The organism is Phycobacter sedimenti, from assembly GCF_038148855.1.
Taxonomy (GTDB): domain Bacteria; phylum Pseudomonadota; class Alphaproteobacteria; order Rhodobacterales; family Rhodobacteraceae; genus Phycobacter; species Phycobacter sedimenti.
This window is the reverse complement of sequence record NZ_JBBVGR010000001.1, coordinates 362909-385041: the sequence shown is the minus strand read 5'-3', so window position 1 is coordinate 385041 and position 22133 is coordinate 362909. Positions and strand designations below refer to the sequence as shown.

The following is a 22133-nucleotide window of genomic DNA, read 5'->3' as shown; positions in this document are numbered from 1 at the left end:
CGGTGGAGGCCGTATAGCGGGGCTGATGCGGCGCGTCCAGAGGGGGGCTGCAAAATCTCGAATTTTTTTCAGCCCTGTTTTTGACGAAGAAAGGCACATCGCGTGTCTCTGTTACTGGATCAGTCCAGAAGCTGGAAGCTTGCGGTTGCGGTTAGCCCGGATGACGGGGCGACGCGGGATTTTCCGACAAGGTCAATGAGATGCGCGAGGACGTTGCGCTCTGCAGCCATCAGGAGGGCGGCGGGCGTTTCGGTATAGATCTTTCGCGCCAGGTCCCCCGGTGTGGCCGGGCCCGAGGTGAGCGCATCCAGGATGGCGGCCTCGCGCGCCTCGCGGTGCGTGATGAGCCAATCCAGACGGGCTGCAGGATCCTCGATCGGGGCGCCGTGGCCGGGGTAGAATACCTCCCAGGGGCGGGCGCGCAGTTTGCGGCAGGAGGCCATGAAATCGGTGAGATCTCCGTCGGGGGGGGAGACAAGGGAGCTGGCCCAGCCCATGACGTGATCGGCGGTGAAACAGGCGCTGCCAAGTGCCAGGGCGATATGATTGCCAAGATGGCCCGGGGTGTGCAGCACTTCCAATGACCAGCCACCGCCGGTGATCACCTCGCCGTCCGACAGTTCGATATCGGGGGAGAACGCGGTATCGATGCCTTCGCCGCCCCCCTGCATTCCCTGATCCACCAAATGTTGCATGACAGCGCTGCGACCGGCGCTGGCTGGACCGAACCCGAGAACCGGAGCGTCAGTTCGGCGAGAAAGTTCGGCTGCAAGGGGCGAGTGATCCACATGGGCGTGGGTCACGATCACATGGGATATGCGCTGTCCGGGTCCGACGGCGGCGAGAATCGCGTCCAGATGCGATTCTATCACGGGGCCGGGGTCGATCACGGCGAGGTCTGTTTCGCCGACGAGATAGGTGTTCGTGCCTCGGTAGGTCATGGGTGAGGGGTTCGGAGCCAGGATGCGGCGCACGCCCGGTTGCAGGAGGTCCGGTATGCCTGGGGCGGGGTTGAAATCGTCTGGTGCCTGCATCTGTTTCTGTGTCCTTCACCAAAGGGGGCTGTGGCCGGATGATTGCTTCACACTGTCGTGGTGCCCCTGTAGGCTTAGCCCATGGTATTGCAAAGCCTCAAACAATATTCTCCCCGCAGTCTTTATGGCCGTGCTGCGCTGATCCTGATTGTGCCCATCGTCTCGTTGCAGCTGGTGGTGTCGGTCGTGTTCATCAAGCGGGATCTGGAAGATGTGACCTCTCAGATGACGGCAACCGTTCTGCGAGAAGTGCGGTTGTTGCAGCAGCAAGGCGCTGGCGCCCAAAACCAATCGGAGTTCCTGGAGCGTCTGGCCCCCTTCTTGATCCCATTGCAGATGGGGGCGCGGTTTCTGGAGGCGGACGCACCCGACCCGCAGGATCATCTTGCCTGGTATGAGTTCTCGGGGCGCGTGGTCCGGGACAAACTGCAGGCAGATCTGCCTGACTTCCTGGCGGCGCAGTTTCCTGACAATCGAGAGGTCCATCTGTTCCTGGCAAGCGACCTTGGCAGGCTGGAATTGCGGATCGACCGGCGGCGGCTGACCGCGGCCGCGCCCCATCAGTTGATCGTGACCATGGTCTTTTTCGGTCTGTTCATGGCCTTGATCGCCTTTATCTACCTGCGCAATCAATTGCGCCCGATCAAGCGCCTGGCAGAGGCCGCCGAGGCGTTCGGGCGGGGCCGCATGATGCCCTATTCGCCGCGCGGGGCCACCGAGGTGCGGGCCGCGGGCAGTGCCTTTGTCGATATGCGGGCGCGGATCGAACGGCAGATCGAGCAGCGCACCCTGATGCTCTCGGGGGTGAGTCATGACCTGCGCACGCCCCTGACGCGGCTGAAGTTGGGGCTTGCGATGCTGGATGAGGACGAGGCCGAGCCCATGCTGCGAGACGTGAACGAAATGCAGGCGCTGCTGGATGCTTTCCTCGATTTCTCGCGCGGCGCTTCTACCGGTGAGCCGGAACCCGTGGACCCTGTCGCCCTGGTCGAAGCCATCGTCGAGGATTGGAAGCGCCAGGGCAAGGATGTGGTGCTTGGAGAGCTGAGCGGATCCGGGCAGGTGATGCTGAGGCGCCAGTCCATGCGCCGGGCGGTTGAGAACCTCATATCCAATGCGGTGCGCTACGGCACGCGGGCGCGGGTCGCGGTGACGCTGACAGAAAAGTCGCTGCGCATAAGGGTAGAGGATGATGGCCCGGGCATCGGGCCGGATCAGAGGGGAGAGGCCGTAAGACCGTTCACGAGGCTGGACAGTTCGCGCAACCAGAACCTTGGTTCCGGTGTTGGTCTGGGGCTTGCCATCGTGGTGGATGTGGCACGGGCGCACGGCGGTACGCTGCGTCTGAGCGAAAGCCCCGAACTGGGCGGGCTGCGCGCTGATATCGTCATAGCCCGCTAGGAAGACTGTTGGTCGTCTCTTTTGTGAGACTTCCGGATGATCTGCGCTTAGCGTATCTGGCTGCGGTCCATGGGGGCAGGCTCGTGGCTGGGCCAATAGGGCTCTGGCAGGGTTTCGAAACCAGGTCTTGCAAACAGGTATCCCTGCATCAGATCGACGCCCAGATCGTAGAGAGCGCTGTATTCGTCCTGCGTCTCGATTCCTTCGCAGACAATCAGGACGCCCATCTCCTCAAGCATGCGGATTGAATTGCGTACAATGGCTTGCTTTGCCCGCGACGTATCAATGTCGCGGATCAGGCCGGCGTCCAGTTTCACGACGTCTGGCTGGAACATCGTCAGCAGCTTCAGCCCAGAATACCCGGCTCCGAAATCATCGATCGCCGTCTTGAACCCGAGACGCTGGTAGGTGGTCAGGATGTCGAGCAGCTTTCGCGTGTCGACTCGCTCGGTCTCGGTGAACTCGAACATGATCCGATCCACGCGGAAACCGGTTTTCTTTGCCATTTCAAGGGTCAGGCGGATGCAGGCCTTTGGGTCATAGACGGCATTGGGCAGGAAATTCATCGACAAGAGCGCGCCATCGCCCGCAAGATCAAGACGGGCGGCCAGCTCGATAGAGGTGGTCCGGCATTTCTGATCGAAGGCATAAAGCGTGTCTGGCGTCACATGTTTGAAGACGTCACGCGGACCCGAACCGTCTTGTCCTCGCAAAAGCGCCTCATAGGCGAATACCTTTTGCGCCCCAAGGGCAGCTATGGGTTGAAATGCCATGGTGATCGGAACAGGGAACTTTGCGCCGTTCTTGCAGGCCTCACACTTCTTTCGGTTCACTGCACGGTCTCCCGAGATGGCGCTATCGACTCGCTTTTAGTGGTCTTTCCTAAACAAAGATTTAGGATCGAACGCTTAGGAAACAGCTGCAGACCCAAGAAACGCCTTGAAAAAAAGTCATCGCCGCAAGGCCATTTGACGGACCCCGCGGCGATGCGATTGAGTTGAAGGTTGCCGGAAAACGCCGGGTCAGATGGTCTCGACGACCAGATCGTCTTCGGTGTCAGCCAGCTCATCGGGCATGACCATCTGCTCGGCAGGAAGTGACATCAACGCCATGATGTCAGCGGGCGCTGCGGGCGGCACGATTGCAACTGGGCTGGTTTCGGACCAACTGTCCAATGGACCGTCTTCTGCGGCTTGCGTGTCGATGTCCACAAGGGCCTGGGCCTCGTCCGTCAGACCACCGGTGACAACTTCGGGACTTGGGCCATCGCTGTTGATCACCAATGACAGGTTGGTCAGGTCAAGATCCTGCAAGGTGAGTGGCCCGTCGTTGGCCCAAAGCGTGAAATTCACGCTGTTGACCGCCCCTTCGGTACTGTCCGCCAGCCGGCCGAACTGCACGTGGGCATCATAGGCTTCGGTGACGGTTGCACCATTGTCGAGGCTGGTTTCGCCGTTTGCCGTGGCGCTGTGTCCGGTAACGGGCAGGGCGTTTTCGTCCGGGTAGAAATTCAGGTCATCGGCGCGGCTGTCGTCGCGCAGATTGAGGAACATCCCATCAATGTCTGCGACTTCCCCGTCATAGGAGGCCGGAGAGAGCGAGACAAAAAGCTGCCCTTCGGGCGTCTGAGTTACCTGAACGTCGATCTGTTGGTCTTTGCCCAGGGTAAAGCTGATGGTGGTCTTGCCATCGTCGTTTCCGGTATCACCGCCGCCGGTTCCGCCGGTCCCTCCGGTTCCACAGCTGCCGTGGCCCCCAGAGGTTCCTCCGGTTCCACCGCTGCCACCGGACCCTCCGCTGCCGCCGGTTCCGCCGCTTGCGCAGTCGTCGTCATCGCGGTCGTGATGCCACCAGTGCTTGCTGCCATGATGGCCCTTGTGATCCCCTTTGCCATGATCGCCCTTGCCGCCCCAGGTGCCGCGCCCCGATCCGCCGCCGGATCCCGTGGTGCAGCCGCCGGTCCCGCCGGATCCTTTCGAGCCGCCAGATCCTTTGCTGCCGTGCCCGGCAGAGCCACCGGTTCCGCTGCCGTTTTCCTCATCGCCGTTGCGACCGTGTTTATCCCACCAGGACGTGTGGTGATGGTCTTTGCCGTAAAAGCGGTCGGACAGGTGGTTGTCATACCAGCGGGCAAAGTGCTCACCGCGCACGCCGCCGTTGTGATAGCTGTCGCTGCCGCAGGCTTCGCGCCCGCTGCTATGGTTCCAGCTCTGTTTCGAAAAATGTCCCCAGCGCATCGTCTCACCCCGCAGATTGAAAATCACGCGTACCGGCACGCAACAAATCCAACGCGCCACACCGGAAAAAGACTAGGAGGCGGCCAGCCGGGGTGCCATTTTTTGGCCTCATTTTGGTTAAAAAGCCAATCAAATCCGGCCAACCTGGAAACAATGGCAAAGCCGACCCCGTGTTTGTGGCCATCTTTGAACTGTCCGGGCTGGGAGGACTTGGAAGGGGAGGGCTGCGAATCTCCCATTGCTTTGCCTTGGTTTGTCCCGAAAACGGCCTCTTTCGGTTGGCAGAAGCACGGACAGGACCGGCTGAAACAGAAAGGACGGCAGGGTGGCGGACGGTGGCAGAAATGATCGCATGGCCTATATCGCGGCCAGGGCCGAGGCGGTTCTGGGGCGGGCGCCGGACCATATTTCGGCTCCCGGCGGGACATCCCGTTCCTCGCTTCGCCTGCATTTTGGCGATCATACGGCGATTGCGACCCTGCGGCCTGAGTTTCGCAGGACCCACCTTGAGGCGCACGTGCTCAGCGAACTGGCGCAGCACTGCGATGACATCCCAAAGGTGCTGGGCGTCAGCGGCGATGTGATGTTCCAGTCTGACACCGGTGCCCACCGTCTCAACACCGAGATCCTCGAGTATGACCCGGCGGATCAGGTCGAGCTGGCAGCAGAAGCCGTTGCCGCCATATTCCGCATCCATGCGGCCGCACGCCAGACCGAGCTGGCGGATATCCTGCCGCATCTGGGGTCAAACCCGGACTGGATCACCTCATTTGTGACCTCCGTACACGCGATGGAGCCTTATTCGCTGGGCATCTCTGCCGGGTTCGACAAGACTGCGGTTGCAGAGTTCATGGATTTTCCCGGCGTTCAGTTCCTCAAGTGGGACTGCCGCTCCGGCAACGCGGCCATCGGTGATGACGGCTATCTGCGCTGGTTCGATTTCGAATATGCGGGTCTGCGCCACGGGGCCGAGGATCTGGCCTGGCTTATTGCGGATGAAACCTGGCCGCTGGCGCCGGATGTCATGGCCGATATCGTGATCGAGTGTTTCGACCAAGGGTGCGGACATGATATTGCAGAGTATATGGAGTACCTGTCGGTCTACACCACGCTCCATTGCGTGCAGCGGCTCAAGCTGATCGAGCGGGAGGTGAAACGGCGCGGCTGGCTGCGCAAGGCGCGCGTGCGCAAATATGATGACGCAGGGGTGCATCCCGATTTTGCCGTACAGCTGTGCCGGGTAGGGGCCTATTACTCTGCCCAGTCGTCCCTGACGGCGCCGCTGACCCGCAATTTCGAGGCCGCCGAACAGACCTTTACAACGGCCTGAACCTTGCCGGGCAGGGGACGGCTACAGCCCCATCTGCCGCACCGCCAGATCCCGCATGATCTCTTCCGAGCCGCCGCCGATGGCCATGACCTTGACCTCCCGGTAGATCCGCTCGATACGGTTGCCGCGTAGATAGCCGGCGCCGCCAAGGATCTGCATCGCTTCCGATGCGCAGAATTCGCAGGCCTTGGTGGCAAAGAATTTGGCCTTGCTCAGCTCTGCGACCGGCATCGTGCCCTGATTGACCTGCCAGGCAATCAGCCAGAGCGTGGACTGAACCGCATCGATTCGGGCCGACATCTCGGCGATCTTGTGGCGGATCACCTGGTGCTCGATGAGCTTTTTGCCAAAGGTTTCACGCTCTTGAGCCCAGGCGATGGAATCCTCAAGGCAGGCTTTCATCATGCCAAGGACACCCGCAATCAGGTTGATGCGCTCCATGTTGAAATTGTTCATGATGGCAAGGAAACCGCCGCCTTCCTCTCCCATCATGTTGGTCGCAGGCACGCGCACCTCGTCCAGAAAGAGCGTCGCCTGGTCGGCGCACCACCACCCCATCTTGCGGCTCATTTCGCTGCGGCTGAAACCGGGGGTGTCGGCCTCGACAAAGAAAAGAGAGATCCCTTTCAGGCCCGCGCCGCCGGTGCGGGCGGGGATCACGAAATAGTCGGAGGTCATTCCGCCGGTGATGAAGGCCTTGCTTCCGTTGATGACCCAGTGGTTCCCGTCCCGTCTGGCGGTGGTCTTGAGACCCGCCACATCCGAGCCGCCGCCGGGTTCCGTAACGCCCAAGGAAGAGCCTTTGCGGCCCGAAATAATCTCAGGCAGGACGCGCGACTTTATCTCTTCATGGGCCAAGCGGGCTATGGGCTCGATCGAAATGGTGCGTCCGGCCATGGCGGCTGTCACACCGCCTGCGCCGCAGCGGGCCAGTTCCTCGCTATAGGCAATGCGCATGAAACAGTCGTCAAAGCCAAGGCCGCCGTAGGCCTCGTCTATGCCGAACCCCCAGACCCCAAAGGCGCCGATCTTCTGATGCAGTTCCCAGGGAATCGCGCCTGCTTCGTCCCAGTCATCGCAATAGGGCTGAATTTTGTTCGCAACAAAACTGCGGAGGCTGTCCCGAAAGGCACGATGTTCCTCGGTTTCAAAGGGGTTCTTCATTCTGTCCTCCCGGATCTGCCCGCGCCGCCAGATGCGGGGTCATGATGCGACCGAAAAGGTCGACCATTTTGGTGATGATTTCCGGGTCGCGCTCATAGGGGGCCTGGCTGTGCAGCCCCCGCATGAAACTGCGGCAGATCGACCACAGCAGGGCCAGATCTTCGCCTGAGGGCGCCGAATAGAGGTTGGCGATATTGCGGTTGAAAGCGTCGTTATAGTCCCAGAGCGACGGTGTGATACGCTTGTGCAGGGCCGCGTCCGTGCGCGAGGCCACCAGGATCTCCATCACGGCGCGCCCCTCACGGGTGTTGATGACGCGTGCCCAAAGGCGGTGGAGTTCGCCGGGCAGATCGTCGCCTTGCGCCCCTTTGCGCAGAATGTGGGCCGTTTCTCCAGCCTCTTTCGGCCCGCGCACGGGGGCGAGGAGGTGTTCCAGCGTGCGCACCATCATCTCTTCCTTGCTGGGAAAGTGGTGGGTGAGCGCCCCGCGGGATACGCCTGCGGTGGTCTGTACCCGGTTGATCGAGGTTTCCGCATAACCAAACTGGTCAAGGCAATCGGTCACCGCATCGTAGATCCGCAGTCGCGTGCGATCGGCGCGGCTCGGCTCGGGGGATGTGACGTCAGGTTTGTCTGGGCTCTTTGCCGCCATTTCGGGTGCCAATTCTGGATCTGAGGGCCTATCGTGCTGTGGAATCGTAAAACAGAACGTTCGGTCGGTTCAATCCGGTTGGAAGACAACCGACGCAGCGGAAGTTGAAATGGGAGGGACACACACCGATGCAGCAAGCAGAGGATTTTCGCGCCGAAAGCAGGGCGCTGGCGGCCATTCTTGAGGACCTGCCTGAAGCGGATTTTCACAGGCCCACATTGTTCAAGGACTGGACGATTGATCACGTGATCGGTCACTTGCACCTCTTCAACGTGGCTGCCGAGACGTCTTTGCTGGGCGAAGAGGCCTTCGCCGCGTTTATCGGCCCCATCGTGCAGGACATGCAGTCGGGCAAGACGATCCTTGAGTGTCAGTTTCCATGGCTGGATGGTCTGTCGGGGCGTGCGCTGTTTGAGGCCTGGAAAGCGGGCGCTGAATCCTGTGCCGATGCCTTTGCCGCTGCCGATCCCAAGGCACGCGTCAAATGGGTCGGCCCTGACATGAGCGCGCTTTCGTCGATCACGGCACGGCAAATGGAGACCTGGGCGCACGGTCAGGAGGTCTTTGATCTTTTGGGACTTGAGCGCGCCGAGCAGGACCGGATCCGCAACATTGCGCATCTTGGGGTGGCGACCTATGGCTGGACTTTCCTCAATCGCAAGGAAGAGGTGCCGGATCCTGCGCCCTTTGTGCAACTGACGGGGCCTTCGGGAGTGGTCTGGGAGTGGAACGACCGGCAGGAGGACAACATGCTGCGCGGTTCTGCGGTGGAGTTCGCTCAGGTCGTTACCCAGGTGCGCAGCATTGCGGACACCGATCTCGAGGTGACCGGCGATACGGCCACGCGCTGGATGGAGATCGCTCAGTGCTTTGCCGGACCGCCAGAGACGCCACCGTCCAAGGGGGCGCGCCACAAGAGTTGACGTGACAGGGCGCAGGCTGCCGGTGGATCTCCCGCCCGGCGTCCGCCTTTTGGAAAAAGGCTTCTGCCACTTGGGCCCGGCGCCGCGCTCTGCGCGGCGCGGCGCGCAATCCGGCGGCCTCTTGTGGCCTTTCTTGTCACGTCAATCGGCAAGCTGCCGCCAGACCCGTGTAAGTCCTGCAAGGGACATGCGTTCGGCGTCTGCGACGGTCACCGACAGCCCCTGCGCCTTGAGGGCGGTTGCGTAGGGCGCGGCGTGTTCTTGAGCGCCGATCAGTGCGAGGTTCTGACCCAGCCAATACGGGCGAGCGGCCGCCAGTTCGGCGCCAAGCAGGGCCCCCCAGATCTTGCCTGCCGTATCAAGAGCCTCAGCACCGTTCAGGGCCTGGTCGGCCAAGGCCTCGGCCAGACGTGCGGCGGTCAGTTCGGGTCTTGAGATCGTATCCGCCACCGTGTCCTCAAGAGTCTGAGGTCTCCAGTGATCTGCCTGCAGACCGGCGCGGGCAAAAGCGGTCTCGACCATCGAGGTGGTCAGGAAGCTTTGAAAGCTCACCACCTCGTCGGCACTGATCAGCGCCCAGTGCGTTGTTGCCCCCGGAAGACAAATCACCCCCTCCCACGAGCGGTTCAACGACAGGAAGCCACTGATCCGCATCGCTTCGTAACGCATCACAGCTGGGGGGGAGGTCTGCGAAAGACCGGGAACCGCAAGCAATTCCGTGGCGGCAGGTACTGTGCCTGCCGATCCGTCCATCGACAGCGCAACGGGGAGGCATGCCTCCGGGCGCGTCGGAACAGGAACATGAGCAATCCGGCCCAGGCCGCTGACGATCAAAGGAATATCAGTAGGTCCTCCAAGGGCAGTGCAAAGCTGCAGATAGGTCGCCTCAAAGCCCGGATCGTCAGTTCCGTGTTCGAGACGGGCCTGCTGCTGCTCCTTTACGCTGTCGCCGGACATGGCCCAGAACGTCCAGTCCGGGCCTCGGGCTTCGGCTGCGATCCAGAGGGGGGGAGGTGTGCGTTTGGCAGTCATGTCGGTTCTCGTCTCCTTGCGCGATGTCATCGGAGGTAGCAAGTCCGCCCCCTCCTGTGAACCGGCAATGCCGCTGTGGGGTGCGGGGCAATCAATACGAAAGTATGCTCCCCTTATGCGATAGGGGTACTTCACCTATGCCAAAACAGTATCGCATAGCCAAATGCCTTTCAGGCTGACCCCAAGCTGGCATGTCGGGGCAGTCTGGGATCGTCTATCCTGACACCGCACCACTCCACACGCCACGGGGGCACAGTGGAAACAGATCAGGAGCCGTTTGGGTTTTCGAATGACTCTGCCGCAAGCATTGGAGAGCGCAGTTTTCGTCCGCAGCGCCTCGGCGCGACTGCGGGAGTTGGGTTTTACCTCTCCTGCGGTCTTTGCGGAGCTGCCCGAAGCCCAGCATCTTGTCGTGCAGCAGGATCCCGTCGCCGATCTGGGGCTTATCCTTGGTTTCTTTGAACACGCCGCGAGGATCAGCAGGAATGACCTGTTTAGTCTCGATCTTGCCAAACACACGGATCTGCGGGAGGCGGGGCTCATCGGGTATCTGTCCCTTTGCGCAGAGGATATAAGTGGCTTCTGGACGTCCATGTCTGATTTTGCGTCCCTTTTTGGTGGCCGGATCTTTTTTGATACCAGTCAGCTCACCCAGAACGGACAGATCACCTGGGGGTATGCGAATTGGCAGGACCCCGATCTTGGCGCACAGTATCACCAGTTCCTGGCGGCTTTGATCCTGTCGACACTGCGCCGGGCCACGCAACGACACATCGCGCTGCGCAAGGTCTCGTTTTGTCATAGCCGGTTGTCTGGAACATCGAGGCTGGAAGAGTTCTTTGGCTGCCCGGTTCTGCATGAAGCGCCGTCATGCCTGCTGGAGTTCTCTCAAACGGATCTGAGCCTTGGATTGGTGACTGCAGACCCGCGTTTGCACAGAATCTTGACCACATGCGCCGCCAGCCGCGGGCCGGGAACGCTTGCGGTGACGCGGGAAGAGTTGCAAGGCCGGGTGCGGCACCTGCTGGCGCTCAGGCTCGGAGGCGGTACCGCGTCGCTGGACGCGGTGTCCAAAGACCTGGGCATGAGTTCCCGGACCCTGTCACGCAAACTCGAAGATCTAGGAACCAGCTACTTTCAGATCCTCGAAACGCTACGCAACGAGATGGCCCAAAAGTACCTGAACGAGAGCGATTTGAGCCTGGCGCAAATTGCCCACCTTTTGGGGTACAGAAGCCTCAGTTCCTTCAATGATGCCTTCAAGAGATGGACGGGGCAAAGCCCGGGCCGCTTTCGATCCAGGACGTGAGGCCAATCAGCGCCGAACTTTCTGAGCCTTTGCTGTCAGCTGGGCCTGTCTGCCATCATGCCCTCGCGTGCGCCGATTTGGGAGCTGCACAAGCGGGTGAGGGAGATTTCCGCCTGCGAGTTCGGCCTGCATTGATTCCCGATAACACCTGCCTCGATGTCGGAAGCGTTCAGAGCTCCTGGAAACAGTTGCGGTGACGGCACTTGGATTGTTTCGAAAGCCTTGGCGCCTATGCCTTGCAAATGCCTCATCTTAACCTTTTCTCGTTTATTATCGGCACTTTTGTTAAAAATGTACTAAAAAGATAGGGACGCGATTTCGTTCGTCTTCGGTCTCTGCGTCGAAGACTAGGTGCAGCGGCAGATGCATGGGGGTGCATCTGGGCAGACCTACCGAAAACCAAAGCGTTCTTGCCGGTCACTGCTGAACCGGATCAAGGCAACGTAACAAGTTCCGCGCAATGCGGAGCGCCGGGCTGTGCTTCGGCGATCAATGGGGGTTTGCATGAAAGACCTATTGAATCAGGATGCAGGAATGGAGAGGCCACCGTCGATGGGGAACGCTCGGGTCTTGCATGGTGCAGGTGTTCCGTGCTCGGCCATTGGTCTTGATGCGCAGGCTTCGACAGTTCCGGTCCGATCGGAACAGCCCGTCAGACGCAATCGTGGTGCAGGCAAACCGGCGGTGCGCGCTGATGCCTTGCGCAGCGATGGCCGCTACCACAAGTGGGGAAAGCGCTGTCTCGATCTCGTTTTGACCCTGTTGTCCTTGCCTGTGATCCTGCCTGTCGTCGGGTTCTGTGCGCTGGCGCTGCTGCTTGAGGGGGGCAATCCCTTCTATACGCAGGAACGGCTCGGGCGGAATGGCAAACGGTTTCGCATCCTGAAACTGCGCACGATGGTCCCTGACGCGGATGCCCGGCTGGCGATGTATCTGGAAAAGGATCCGGCGATGCGCCACGAGTGGGAGACCACCCAGAAACTGAAGCATGATCCGCGCATCACGCGGGTTGGTCGGCTTCTGCGGATGACCTCACTGGACGAACTGCCGCAGCTTTGGAACGTGATCCGTGGCGATATGAGCCTGGTCGGCCCAAGGCCGATGATGACGGACCAGCTGCCCCTTTACGGTGACCCCGGCGACTACTTCGCGCTCAGGCCCGGTCTGACCGGACTGTGGCAGGTTTCTGCACGCAACGAGACCACCTTTGCCTTTCGTGCTGCTCTGGATTCCGACTACCGCCGGGATCTTGGGTTCGGCAACGATCTTGGGCTGATCGTTCGCACCTTTGGCGTGGTTCTCAGGGGCACTGGATATTAACCCTTCATTGCTTAAATGATGACTGTCCAAGGTCGTGTGGTGACAAATGAGGTTTCGCGTCTGTCACAGGCTGGCGTTGGGCAGACAGGGTCATAGGATGCCAACTGGGGCTGCTGTGCGGTCTTTGCCGGGATTTGGAAAAGGGGCGATCCCCAACGTGGCAAGATAACGCGGAGCGAACAAAGGTAATTCGGTAAGGCATGACGCAACAGGGCTTCAAAAGGTTTCGCCGCAGGGTGCAGCGGCCATCGCCGGGTTCCGGTGCCGACCAAGTTTCGGTACAGGAGAGCACCTCCGGGCAGGCAGGCTTTGCCCGTTCCGCCGAGGAAACCGGTCACAGCGCATCTGCACACCTGTCCGAGCGGCAAGCTGCGTATAGGTCTGACATCGGGTCCGAGACCCCCCTCTCTCTGCCGGCCAAACTGCCGCCCTTGTGGGACAGGCTGCCACAGATTCCCTTTGACCCGGATCATCCCGCCGGTGCTTCCGTTCCTCTGGTTTCAACCTGTCGCAGCGCTCCGGCTGCGCGGGCGTTTGACCTTCTGCGGACCCGGCTCCTGCAGACCCTGAAGGCCCGCAGCTGGAGATGCATCGCAATCTGCGCGCCAAGTTCGGAATGCGGGGCGACCTTTACCGCCGTCAATCTGGCATTGAGCCTGGCGCGCGTGCCATCCAGCCGTACCCTGCTGATGGATCTCAATTTCCGCGCGCCAGGTGTCGCCTCGGCACTCGGACTGGCGGCCGAGGGTGATTTGCCCGCTTTTCTTGCAGGCGATATTCCCGTCGAAGACGCACTGGTGCGCCCGCTCGACACGCTTGCCCTTGGCCTGAATACGGTGCGCGACGAAAACGCAGCCGAAATCCTGCATGGCCGTCGTTGTGCTGATGTGCTCGACGACATGATCAGACGCACAGAAGTGGAAACCGTGCTTTTCGATCTGCCGCCCTTGCTGGAATTCGATGATGCAGCAGCTTTTCTTCCGCAGGTCGACGGAGTTCTCCTGGTGTCCGACGGAACCCGGACCACGGCGGCGCAACTGGCGGCCTGCGAGAGTATCCTGGCCGGGCAGGTTCCGCTTCTGGGGGTCCTGCTCAATCGGGGGCGGGGAGCGAATGTCGGTGCTGCCGTCGCATAACTATCGATTGTTGGCCAAATTTTCGCCCTTTTGCCATGATCAACAGTGGTGACCGGCACAGCCACAGGTCACGCACGCATGGACATGCCAATGCAACGGTACAAGAGAGACAGGTCATGGGGCCGATCCATTCCTTAGCGGATTTACTGGACATGCTGCGCCGCCGCGCCGCGGTGATTGTCGCTGTCACCGTGCTGGGGGCCTTGGCGTCGCTGTGGTTTGCGGCCAGCCAGCGGCACCTCTATGAAAGCGCAGAGGTCATCCAGGTGGCTCAGCCCACCATCGCGGATGATCTGGCCAAATCCACTGTCGAGGGCTCCACCGCACGGCGCATGCAGCTGATCGAGCAGCGACTGATGGCGCGTGGGTCCATTCTTGAGATCGTGGAGAGCTTCGGGCTCTATTCCGACCGCCCCGACCTGAAGCCCTCCGAACTGGTGGCTCTGGTGCGGGAAAACGTCACCATCACGGGGGTGGCAGCGGTGCGGGAAGGCTTTGCGGATGATGGCACCATCGCCGTTCTGACCATCACTGCCCGTATGCCCAGCCCTGAACAGGCCCGTGATGTCGCTGCCGAGTTTGGACGCCGCACCATTGAGCTCAGCGTGAACTCCCGGATCGAACAGGCCCGTGAGACGCTCAATTTCTTCTCGGCAAAGGAACAGGCCCTGGCCGCGGATCTGCTGGACCTTGAAGATGAAATTGCGGAATTCCGGGCGGACAACGATGTGGCGCAACCGGGGGCGCTGGAATTCCGACAGGCGGAAATTGCCACATTGAACGAGGCCTTGCTGGATATTGCCCGCGAGCAGATCCAGATCCGCCGCGCCGCGGATCAGGCAGTTGCAAGCGAGCGCCCGGCCACCGCGCAGCGTATGCTCGAAGAGTTCCAGGAGCAGCTTGCCACCCTCTCTGCGCAAAGCGAGCTGCTCAACCAGCGCAAGTCAGAGCTTGAGCGGATGCTGGAGACAACGCCGGAGGTCGAACGCCGGTTGGCGGCATATGAACGGCAGCAGGAACAGCTGCAGGGAGAATTGGATGTGGTGCGCGCGCGCCTGAACGAGGCCGAGATCGGCTTTCGCCTCGAGACATCGCGCCAGTCAGAGCGTCTGACGGTTCTCGAGCCTGCGGCTGTGCCGGACTATCCGGTCACCGGCGGGCGCAAGCGCAAAGCGCTCCTCGGAGGTGTTGCCAGCCTTCTTCTTGGGATGGTGGTCGCTTTCCTGCTGGATTTGCGGCACCCTGTCCTGAGGTCTGCGGCGCAGATGAAGCGGGAAACGGGGCTGATGCCGGTGGTGACTATCCCGGAAATGAAAGCGGCGCGAAAGCGGAGGTGACACCGTGGCGGTCTGGGGGCATGCCTAGGAGGCGAGCGCCAGGACCAAAGCCTGTACCGCCTCCCAGTGCCAGGCTAGGGCGCTACCACCGATCCCCCCAACGATCAGGGTGCACAGCAGGTCATGCATCGGGTCCCAGGCACGGTGGCGGCGGGCAAGCCATACCAGCACCGGATAGGCCCCCAGCATCGCCAGCCCCAGTGCGGCAATGCCACCCGGCAGGCCGAACCAGAGCGTTCCAAGCAGAAACAGTCCTGTCTGAAGCAGTGCACGCGTGGCGGTAAAGAAAAAAAACGCCCGGCTGTCGCCAGCGGCCAGCGCGGCCTGATCATAGGTCATGGTGATCACCGCCGGTGCCAGGGCAAGCGAGATCAGCACGATCATGACGCCCGCCTGCTGATAGCGCGCATCATAGAGGATCTCGGTCAGCCAGGGCCCGATCCAGGCCATCAGGAGCAGCATCGACAGGACCACTGTGCTCAGCCCTGCCCGCAGCAGGCGGTGCTTGCGCCGGTTCTCCGGCGGGCCATCAGCGGGTTTGTCACGGTAAACGGGGATCATCAGTCTCTGGTTGACCGCATGACCCAGAAGCATCGGAAAGCTGGCCAGGAAATAGCCGATATTGTAGACCCCCAGCACATCAAGCGACACAAAGCGCCCCAGGATCGCCCGGTCCCCTTGCGAGGTCAGAAACCAGAAGGCGGTGGACAGGAAGATCCATTTGCCAAAACGGATCAGCTCCTGTGCGGCGGTTTTTTCCCAGCGAAAGCGGTTTCGCGCGCCCGGCAGGCCATAGTGCGTCAGGAGCAGTTTCGCACCCGCCTGCAAGACCCCGCCAAGGACCAGCGCCATGACCGAACCGGTGGCCCAGGCCACCAGCACCATTGCGCCCACCCCGATGGCCTGCGCGGCCAGATCGAGCGCCGTGAGCCGCCCGACCAGCAGGTGTCGGTGTGCAGTTTCGATCCGGGTCGGGTTGAAGCCCGCAATCGCAAGGGCAACCCCGGCGACGGGCAGGTAGAGTATCAGATCGGGCGTGTCGTAAACCCAGGCCACGGGCCAAGCCAGAAGCAATGTCATCGCCCAGAGCCCAAACCCACGTATCACCTGGATCGTCCAGGCGGTGTTCAGGAAATCGGGATCATCGCCGCGCGGGTTCTGCGCAATGGCCGGTCCGATCCCGACGTCGGAAAACAGCGAAAGCCCCACGGTCACGACGGTGACCAGCGCCATCAGGCCAAAGGCCTCGGGGAACAGAAGTCGCGCCAGGACCAGGTTGGCGGCAAGGCGCAAGGCCTGGCTGCCCCCGTAGCCGATCATCAACCAGGACGCCGAGCGCAGCACCCGGGCCATCAGGCCCCGACCGGAAAAGACCGCAGCAAGCTTGATCATCGGATTCCCTTGTTATGCCCGGTTGGCCCTGCGTCGCACGCTAGGCAGCGACCGTGGCAAGGTCAATCGGTGCGCCCTGATTGCAGGGCGGGGCCTGTAATCCGGTCTGGCAGGTGAGACAATGAATGACGCGGGCCGTGATTGATGCAAAGACGTGATCCGTTTCTGTGTGGCTCTAGGCAGGGCATTTGTGAGCGTATAACGTGGCGCAAAAGGCGGGCCTCGCCGGGAGGCCGGATCGACGCGAGGCAGGATTGCTGTGAAAGTTGCCTATATTCTGAATACTTATCCGCAGCCGTCTCATAGTTTTATTCGCCGTGAAGTGCAGGCTCTGGAGCGGCAGGGAACGCAGGTCTTGCGACTGGCCATGCGCGCCAGCGCGGCTCCGCTGGTGGATGTCGGCGATCAGGCCGAAGCCCGCGCAACCCACTACGTGTTGCAGGCCGGGGCTGCGCGGCTTCTGCGCGCTGCGCTTTCCTCTGCCGTGACTGCACCAGGGGCTTTTCGCCGGGCGCTGGCGCTTGCACTGCGGCTGGGGAGGGTGTCGACGGCGGGGCGCCTGCGGCACTTGATCTACCTGGCAGAGGCAGCCTATGTCGCCCGGTATTGCGCGGCCGAGGGCGTGCACCATCTGCATGCGCATTTCGGCACCAACTCCGCCAGTGTTGCCATGCTGGCCCACGAGTTGAGCGGTATTCCCTACAGCTTTACCACGCATGGACCGGAGGAGTTCGATGCGCCTCATGCATTGTCCCTGGGCGAAAAGGTGAACCGGGCGGCCTTCGCGGTGGCGATCAGCAGCTTTGGCAGGAGCCAGCTGAGCCGCTGGGCGGATTTTGGCGCTTGGGAGCGGATCAAGGTTGTGCACTGCGGGATTGAGCCTGCCCGGTTTGCCTCATCCGCGCCCATGCCGGATGGGCCATTGCGGCTGGTGGCAATTGGACGATTCGTGGAGCAAAAGGGGCAGATGGTGCTGATCCGGGCCATGAAGCGGATCGTGGCGGAACGACCAGAGGTGCATCTGACGCTGATTGGCGATGGCGAGATGCGCTCTGATCTGGAGCGAGAGATCCGACTGTCCGGTTTACAGGCACATGTCACCCTGACCGGTTGGCTGGATGAGGCGGGGGTGCGCGCCGAATTGGCCGCCGCGCAGGTATTGGTCATGCCGTCCTTTGCCGAAGGGCTGCCGATGGTGGTGATGGAGGCGATGGCCGCAGCCCGCCCGGTACTGGCAACCTATGTTGCCGGCACACCGGAGCTGGTCATGGAAGGGGAGACCGGATGGCTGATCCCGGCGGGCGATGAGGCAGCTCTGGCCGAGGGCGTGAAAAAGATCGCGGACCTGCCGCCGGAAAAGCTGGCGGAAATGGGCGATCTGGGACGCATACGGGTGCTGGAGCGCCATGACAGCGACAAGGAAGCCGCGAAACTGTCAGCCTTGTTCAAAACGGCCACAGGGGCGGCTTGAAACAGGGGCGGATTGAAACGTAGCGGTGCGCTCCCGCCCGTCGTGATCCCGGCATAGCGGGTAGCCGCGCCAGGGCGCGGCGCGGTGGTTCTGATCCGGCAAAGGTGGCTAACGGCCTCTGGCCCAGCGGGAGCGGCTTTTGAACAGAGGCGTTTTGACGACAAGGCTGACCAGAGCGTAGGTGCCAAACCCCAGAGGGTCGCGCACTCCGAGGCGCAAGACCCCAAGGGGGCCGATGCTGCGGTTGTCATCGTTTGACATAAGATGGGGAAACGCGGCGGCGATCTCATCCACGCCTGCATTTTGCCGTCTGCGCACGCGGACCAGGTTTGTGAAGCCTTCGACCATGGGCCAGTGGTAGGTTGCTGGCACGGGAACACGCTCGGACGGCGTAAAAGACAACCTTGCGAACGTGTCGTCCGAGATGATGTCGGGCCAGTTCTGCCATCGGTCGCGCCCTGCGCGAGTCATCGCGAAAACCCCAAACCCCGGAACACCTTCGCACACAAAGGGCAGCCGTGACCAAAAGCGGCCGTAGGCTCTGGTCACGAGGCTGCGCGCGGGGCTAACTCTCGGCGCGCCGCTGGCGTACCGCGGAGCGCCGCCGGACAGCGCCGTGGCCAGCTGTCCAAGGAGGGCGGGAGAGACGATCACATCTGCATCGAGGTAGACAAGGACGGACCCTTTTGCGGCCGCGTCGCCTGCATTGAGGGCGCCTAGCTTGCCGCCCTCGGGCAACTCCAGCACCCGGATGTGCCAGCCATCGGGGGCAGGCACATCGCAGGCAATGCGGGCCGTATCATCAGAGCAGCCGTTGGCCAGAACCAGAACCTCGACCTGGATCTCTCCGGGCAATGGCCTCGAGGCAAAGAGGGCCTCAAGACAAGGCGCGATATAGTCCGCTTCATTGTGGGCGGGAATGAGGACGGAAACGAGCGAGGTCATTTCATGGCCTCCAGAACGCGCCATCGCGGGTTGTCATCACTCAAGCTGCGCCTGGCGCCCCAGCTGCCCCATTTTCCCGGAGCTGCCACATCTGCATAGACGCCAAAGAGAGCACCGCCAATATCGTTCCACCCGGTAAGAAGTTGCTCGTAAAGGCCTGCCATGGCCTCGGTATAGTTGAAATGGGTGAAGAAGCCCGTCAGTTCCGCGTCATCGACCATGGGGCCAATCCCGACCACGTGGCTGCCGCCCTCATACATGATCAGATCCAGGCCATGACGGTCTGCAACCTTTTTGTGGTAAGGCAGAACCCGGCCCAGAAGATCGGCAAGCGTATCGGCGCTGTCGCCGCTCAGCAGCCCGTCCTGCAACTCGAGTGCAGCCTGTGCCGTTGCCACGTCATATTGATGGGCGGATACAAAGGCCTCTGCATCCTTGCCGATCAACCCTTCGGCTGTGGCCGTGGCCCGCGCCCGGTCGCGGCTGTCCGACAGCCAGGCGCGCAGGATCGGGGCCCGCTCACGCAGGCCCAGTATGCCTCCGAAGTACCCGGTCACCGCGTAGGCATCAAAATACGCTGCAGGCGGTTTGTGGTCTGCGGCCGAGGCCACCCAAAGCGGCGCAGTCAGCACCTGTTCCTCAAGGCCCAGCCAGCCGGTCTGGCTGGAAATCACCCGGATCAGCCGCTGGTTGGCGTCTGCGCCAAAGACCTCGCTCCAGATCCGAGAGACTTCCGCGGCGCGCCCGCCGTAGAACTGCATCCAGAGGTTTTCTCCTCCCCATTGGGCGCGGGCTTGCTCCTCGGCCCATCGGGCCTGCTCGAACTGCCAGTTCCAGACTTCGTTGGAGTATTCGACATAGGCGCGCAGATCCTCGTCAAGGCGCTCCCGCACCAGCTCTGCGAAATTCCGGATGTAGCTGTCGTCGGCCATATGCGGCATGGTGAACCAGGGATCCGCGCCAAGCGTATTGGACAGATCGACCAGGACTTCTGCAGGAACGCCCTCCATGGCCCAGGTATAGTCAGCGGGCTGGGGCCGATCTTCCCATCCGATCTGGGCGGAGTCGTTGGTGTCCATCCAGTCCATGAACCGCAGCGCCTCAAACCCGTCGAGCATGTCGAGCCAGAGCGGGTTGAAGACCTCGCCTGCCTCAAAGGCGGCGATCTGGTCTTCTCGGACCACGGTAATATCCCGGATGTAGTCACCGCCGCGCCCAATGCGCTGGATGCGGATTTCAACGGGGCCGGGGCCGGGGGTGTAGTCGAAGGAGACTTCGTTTTTGCCATAGCGGACGTTTTCGGCGCGCCCTGACACTTCGACGATGCCCGTGCCCTGAAAGCGCAGGACATAACGCCCGGACAAGGAGCGCGCCTCGGCAGGCAGATCGGTCAGGATCACGGTACCGATGGAGCCAAGCTCGGGCGGCAGGGCGGTGGGCCACCCGTTTTCATCGAGGTAGCCCGCGGCGGCCAGATCCTCGTGACTGACGCCGCCCCAGCGCCCCGGAAGGTGTCCGATCCACGGGCGCGCCGTCTTGAAGTGATCCAGGAAGGGGGCCTGTGGGCTCCAATCGGCCACTCCCATCAGGTTCATCGCCATGGGATGTTTCGGGGGGGAGACGTGAGCTGCTGTTGTCTGTGCTGCTTTTTCGATGGGTGCAGAGCCATTCAGCAGCGGCAGGATGGGATCCCTGGGCAAGGGCGCGGGGTCCGGTGGCAGTGCTGCGGTCCGCACCTCTTCCCCCTTGGACGCGGCCCATGCGATTTCTTGCAGGCGCTGGGCCAGCGCAGCCGAGGGAACCCGGTAGGTCCTGCCCCAACGGCCCTCAAGCTGCGGTGGCAGGCCGATTGGATTTTCTCCTGTCAGGGCAGAGAACTGCAGCAGGCTGATAAAGTAGAATCCGGTGGTGTTCGGGTGGATGTCGTCCGCAAAGACATCCGAGATGTCCTTGAGGCCCGGAACGGTTCCAGCCCGGATCGCATCGTCTAGCCGCGCCATGGCCTGACCGGCAGGCAGAAGGCGCAGATCGCCATCTACACGGTCGTTGACCTCATCCACGACCGCTTGCCAGCGCGGCAGGTCCTGATCCAGCCGATCACGCCACGGGATGTCTGCGCCTGTGTCAAAGGGGATCTCGGCGCCGGTTCCGCTGTTCAGGCTGTGCCAGGTTTCCTGCAGGTAGACCTTGGCCTCCGGATTCGCTGCCTTTGCTGCCTGATAGTACAGCGTGACCGTTTCCTCGGTATTGCTCCACTTGAGGTGATTTGCCAGCGGGATGGCTTCGGTCAGGATCACCGCATCGACAGGGCTTTTCAGCCGCTTGCGGGCATTGACCCCTTCGGCACTGTCCCCATGCTCCCAATTGTAACTGAGCGGCGCACCGTTGATGATCTGCGCCTCGACGGTGGCTTCAGGGGTCGTTTCGCGCAGCATGTCTTGCAGCATCACGGGATTGTCCGGGCCGAACAGCGAATGGCCCACCATCAGGACCGAGGCGATCAGCGTCTCAAACGGCATCAGCCCTGGCCCGCCTCGGCAAGGCCAGTGCGCGGCATTGTGCGGACAACCTGCCAGACTATCTCCTGTACCTGTCGCGCCGCGGGCGCGGAAAAGGCTGTCGCGGCCTCTCCATCCGGGCGGCTGAGGCGGTGCGGCAGACCCACCGGGGACCGGTGGTAGAGCACAGCGAAATGCGTGAGTGCAACAACATAGGCGCCCAAGTCATTGATATGGATGGTGTCCTGTGTGCCATCCGGTGCTTTGGAGAAAAGATCGGAGATATCCGTAATCCCCTCGATCCGTCCCGCATCTATCGCCCGAGAAACCGCGGCCATCACCTGTCCGGCGGGGATGAGGTAGACCGGTCGCTTCGGGTTGCGGCGGCTGTCCGAGCCGAGCACCTTGCCCAGCCAGAGATGCTCAAGATCCGCGTCGATGCGCGTCTCCCAGCCATCGGGGTCATTCAGGTGATGCCAGGTCTCGTAGAGATAGATTCGGGTGTCGGGGGATCCCTCACGCGCCAAAGAGGCCCAGCGGCGCAGGTACTTGGCAGAACCAAAGTATTTCACGGCATCGCGCAGTTCGACCATTTCGGTCAGCACCACCGCGTCATAGTCGCCGGAGCCGATGGCCTCTTTCGCGTCGCGCCAGACGGGGGGCTGGTTGACCAGATCGAAATCCAGAATTGTCTCATCCGGCTCCCAATGCTGTTTCAGTGCGGTGCCCGACCCAAGCTGGCCGTTCCAGATGTGACCTTTGGGGGCAAGCTGGGCCAGCATGTGGGGCATCACGGCTCCGACAAGGGAGTGCCCAAGGTGATAGACATTGAGCGGCTGATCAGGCGCCGCCAAGGGGGGGACCGGGAAAGGCGCAGCCTCAATGCCGGTGCCGCCCCAAAGGCCATTGAGACAGGTGGTCAGTGCCAAAAGAAGAGACCGTTTGCGCATGT

Annotated in this window: 18 protein-coding genes; 8 read left to right on the top strand and 10 right to left on the bottom strand. The window is 61.8% G+C overall.

Going from position 1 to position 22133, the window contains the following annotated elements:
- Nucleotides 1-119 precede the first annotated feature (119 nt).
- A complete protein-coding gene (locus AADA15_RS01775) occupies nt 120-1034 on the bottom strand; it encodes an MBL fold metallo-hydrolase (RefSeq protein ID WP_341639827.1) in 915 nt (304 codons plus the stop codon).
- 81 nt (nt 1035-1115) lie between these two features.
- Between AADA15_RS01775 and AADA15_RS01770 the strand changes: the two genes are divergently transcribed.
- Nucleotides 1116-2435, top strand: coding sequence for an ATP-binding protein (locus AADA15_RS01770; protein WP_341639826.1), 1320 nt, complete (start codon nt 1116-1118; stop codon nt 2433-2435).
- Nucleotides 2436-2482: 47 nt separating this feature from the next.
- Here the strand turns inward: AADA15_RS01770 and AADA15_RS01765 are convergent, their stop codons facing one another.
- Nucleotides 2483-3268 (bottom strand): EAL domain-containing protein, encoded by a 786-nt coding sequence (locus AADA15_RS01765; RefSeq protein WP_341639825.1) that lies wholly within the window; start codon nt 3266-3268, stop codon nt 2483-2485.
- A 189-nt stretch (nt 3269-3457) separates the two neighbouring features.
- A complete protein-coding gene (locus tag AADA15_RS01760) occupies nt 3458-4711 on the bottom strand; it encodes a hypothetical protein (RefSeq protein ID WP_341639824.1) in 1254 nt (417 codons plus the stop codon).
- A gap of 313 nt (nt 4712-5024) precedes the next feature.
- Here AADA15_RS01760 and AADA15_RS01755 point away from each other — a divergent pair, with 313 nt between their 5' ends.
- Complete coding sequence (locus AADA15_RS01755) at nt 5025-6002, top strand: hypothetical protein (RefSeq protein ID WP_341639823.1); 978 nt, start codon at nt 5025-5027, stop codon at nt 6000-6002.
- A 21-nt stretch (nt 6003-6023) separates the two neighbouring features.
- On the opposite strand, the gene AADA15_RS01750 is transcribed toward AADA15_RS01755, so the two are convergent.
- Together AADA15_RS01750 and AADA15_RS01745 are read right to left on the bottom strand one after the other, a co-directional pair.
- Nucleotides 6024-7166 (bottom strand): acyl-CoA dehydrogenase family protein, encoded by a 1143-nt coding sequence (locus tag AADA15_RS01750; RefSeq protein WP_341639822.1) that lies wholly within the window; start codon nt 7164-7166, stop codon nt 6024-6026.
- Nucleotides 7150-7818, bottom strand: coding sequence for a TetR/AcrR family transcriptional regulator (locus tag AADA15_RS01745; protein ID WP_341639821.1), 669 nt, complete (start codon nt 7816-7818; stop codon nt 7150-7152). The genes AADA15_RS01750 and AADA15_RS01745 overlap by 17 nt, the downstream gene beginning before the upstream one ends.
- Before the next feature lie 128 nt (nt 7819-7946).
- On the opposite strand from AADA15_RS01745, the gene AADA15_RS01740 reads away from it, so the two are divergent.
- Nucleotides 7947-8741: a TIGR03084 family metal-binding protein gene (locus AADA15_RS01740; protein ID WP_341639820.1), complete on the top strand. Its 795-nt coding sequence runs from the start codon at nt 7947-7949 to the stop codon at nt 8739-8741.
- Between the two features lie 141 nt (nt 8742-8882).
- Here AADA15_RS01740 and AADA15_RS01735 read toward each other — a convergent pair whose 3' ends face one another.
- Nucleotides 8883-9773: a 2-dehydro-3-deoxygalactonokinase gene (locus AADA15_RS01735; RefSeq protein WP_341639819.1), complete on the bottom strand. Its 891-nt coding sequence runs from the start codon at nt 9771-9773 to the stop codon at nt 8883-8885.
- Nucleotides 9774-10062: 289 nt separating this feature from the next.
- Between AADA15_RS01735 and AADA15_RS01730 the strand changes: the two genes are divergently transcribed.
- From AADA15_RS01730 to AADA15_RS01715, 4 genes are all read left to right on the top strand, one after another.
- Nucleotides 10063-11082 carry an AraC family transcriptional regulator gene (locus AADA15_RS01730; protein WP_341639818.1) on the top strand — a complete coding sequence of 340 codons (1020 nt, stop codon included), beginning with the start codon at nt 10063-10065 and terminating at the stop codon, nt 11080-11082.
- Between the two features lie 534 nt (nt 11083-11616).
- Nucleotides 11617-12402: a sugar transferase gene (locus AADA15_RS01725; protein ID WP_341639817.1), complete on the top strand. Its 786-nt coding sequence runs from the start codon at nt 11617-11619 to the stop codon at nt 12400-12402.
- Between the two features lie 200 nt (nt 12403-12602).
- Complete coding sequence (locus AADA15_RS01720) at nt 12603-13538, top strand: CpsD/CapB family tyrosine-protein kinase (RefSeq protein WP_341639816.1); 936 nt, start codon at nt 12603-12605, stop codon at nt 13536-13538.
- A 116-nt stretch (nt 13539-13654) separates the two neighbouring features.
- Nucleotides 13655-14875 carry a GumC domain-containing protein gene (locus tag AADA15_RS01715; RefSeq protein WP_341639815.1) on the top strand — a complete coding sequence of 407 codons (1221 nt, stop codon included), beginning with the start codon at nt 13655-13657 and terminating at the stop codon, nt 14873-14875.
- A 24-nt stretch (nt 14876-14899) separates the two neighbouring features.
- Here the strand turns inward: AADA15_RS01715 and AADA15_RS01710 are convergent, their stop codons facing one another.
- Nucleotides 14900-16267, bottom strand: a complete 1368-nt coding sequence (locus AADA15_RS01710; RefSeq protein WP_341639814.1) for an oligosaccharide flippase family protein — start codon at nt 16265-16267, stop codon at nt 14900-14902.
- A gap of 259 nt (nt 16268-16526) precedes the next feature.
- On the opposite strand from AADA15_RS01710, the gene AADA15_RS01705 reads away from it, so the two are divergent.
- Nucleotides 16527-17738, top strand: a complete 1212-nt coding sequence (locus AADA15_RS01705) for a glycosyltransferase family 4 protein (RefSeq protein WP_341639813.1) — start codon at nt 16527-16529, stop codon at nt 17736-17738.
- A gap of 108 nt (nt 17739-17846) precedes the next feature.
- Here AADA15_RS01705 and AADA15_RS01700 read toward each other — a convergent pair whose 3' ends face one another.
- From AADA15_RS01700 to AADA15_RS01690, 3 genes are read right to left on the bottom strand one after another with little or no spacing between them, the layout of a single operon-like run.
- Complete coding sequence (locus AADA15_RS01700) at nt 17847-18683, bottom strand: glycosyltransferase family 2 protein (RefSeq protein WP_341639812.1); 837 nt, start codon at nt 18681-18683, stop codon at nt 17847-17849.
- Nucleotides 18680-21202, bottom strand: coding sequence for a hypothetical protein (locus tag AADA15_RS01695; protein ID WP_341639811.1), 2523 nt, complete (start codon nt 21200-21202; stop codon nt 18680-18682). Before AADA15_RS01695 ends, AADA15_RS01700 begins: the two co-directional genes overlap by 4 nt.
- Nucleotides 21202-22131: a hypothetical protein gene (locus AADA15_RS01690; protein WP_341639810.1), complete on the bottom strand. Its 930-nt coding sequence runs from the start codon at nt 22129-22131 to the stop codon at nt 21202-21204. The genes AADA15_RS01695 and AADA15_RS01690 overlap by 1 nt, the downstream gene beginning before the upstream one ends.
- Between the last annotated feature and the right edge of the window lie 2 nt (nt 22132-22133).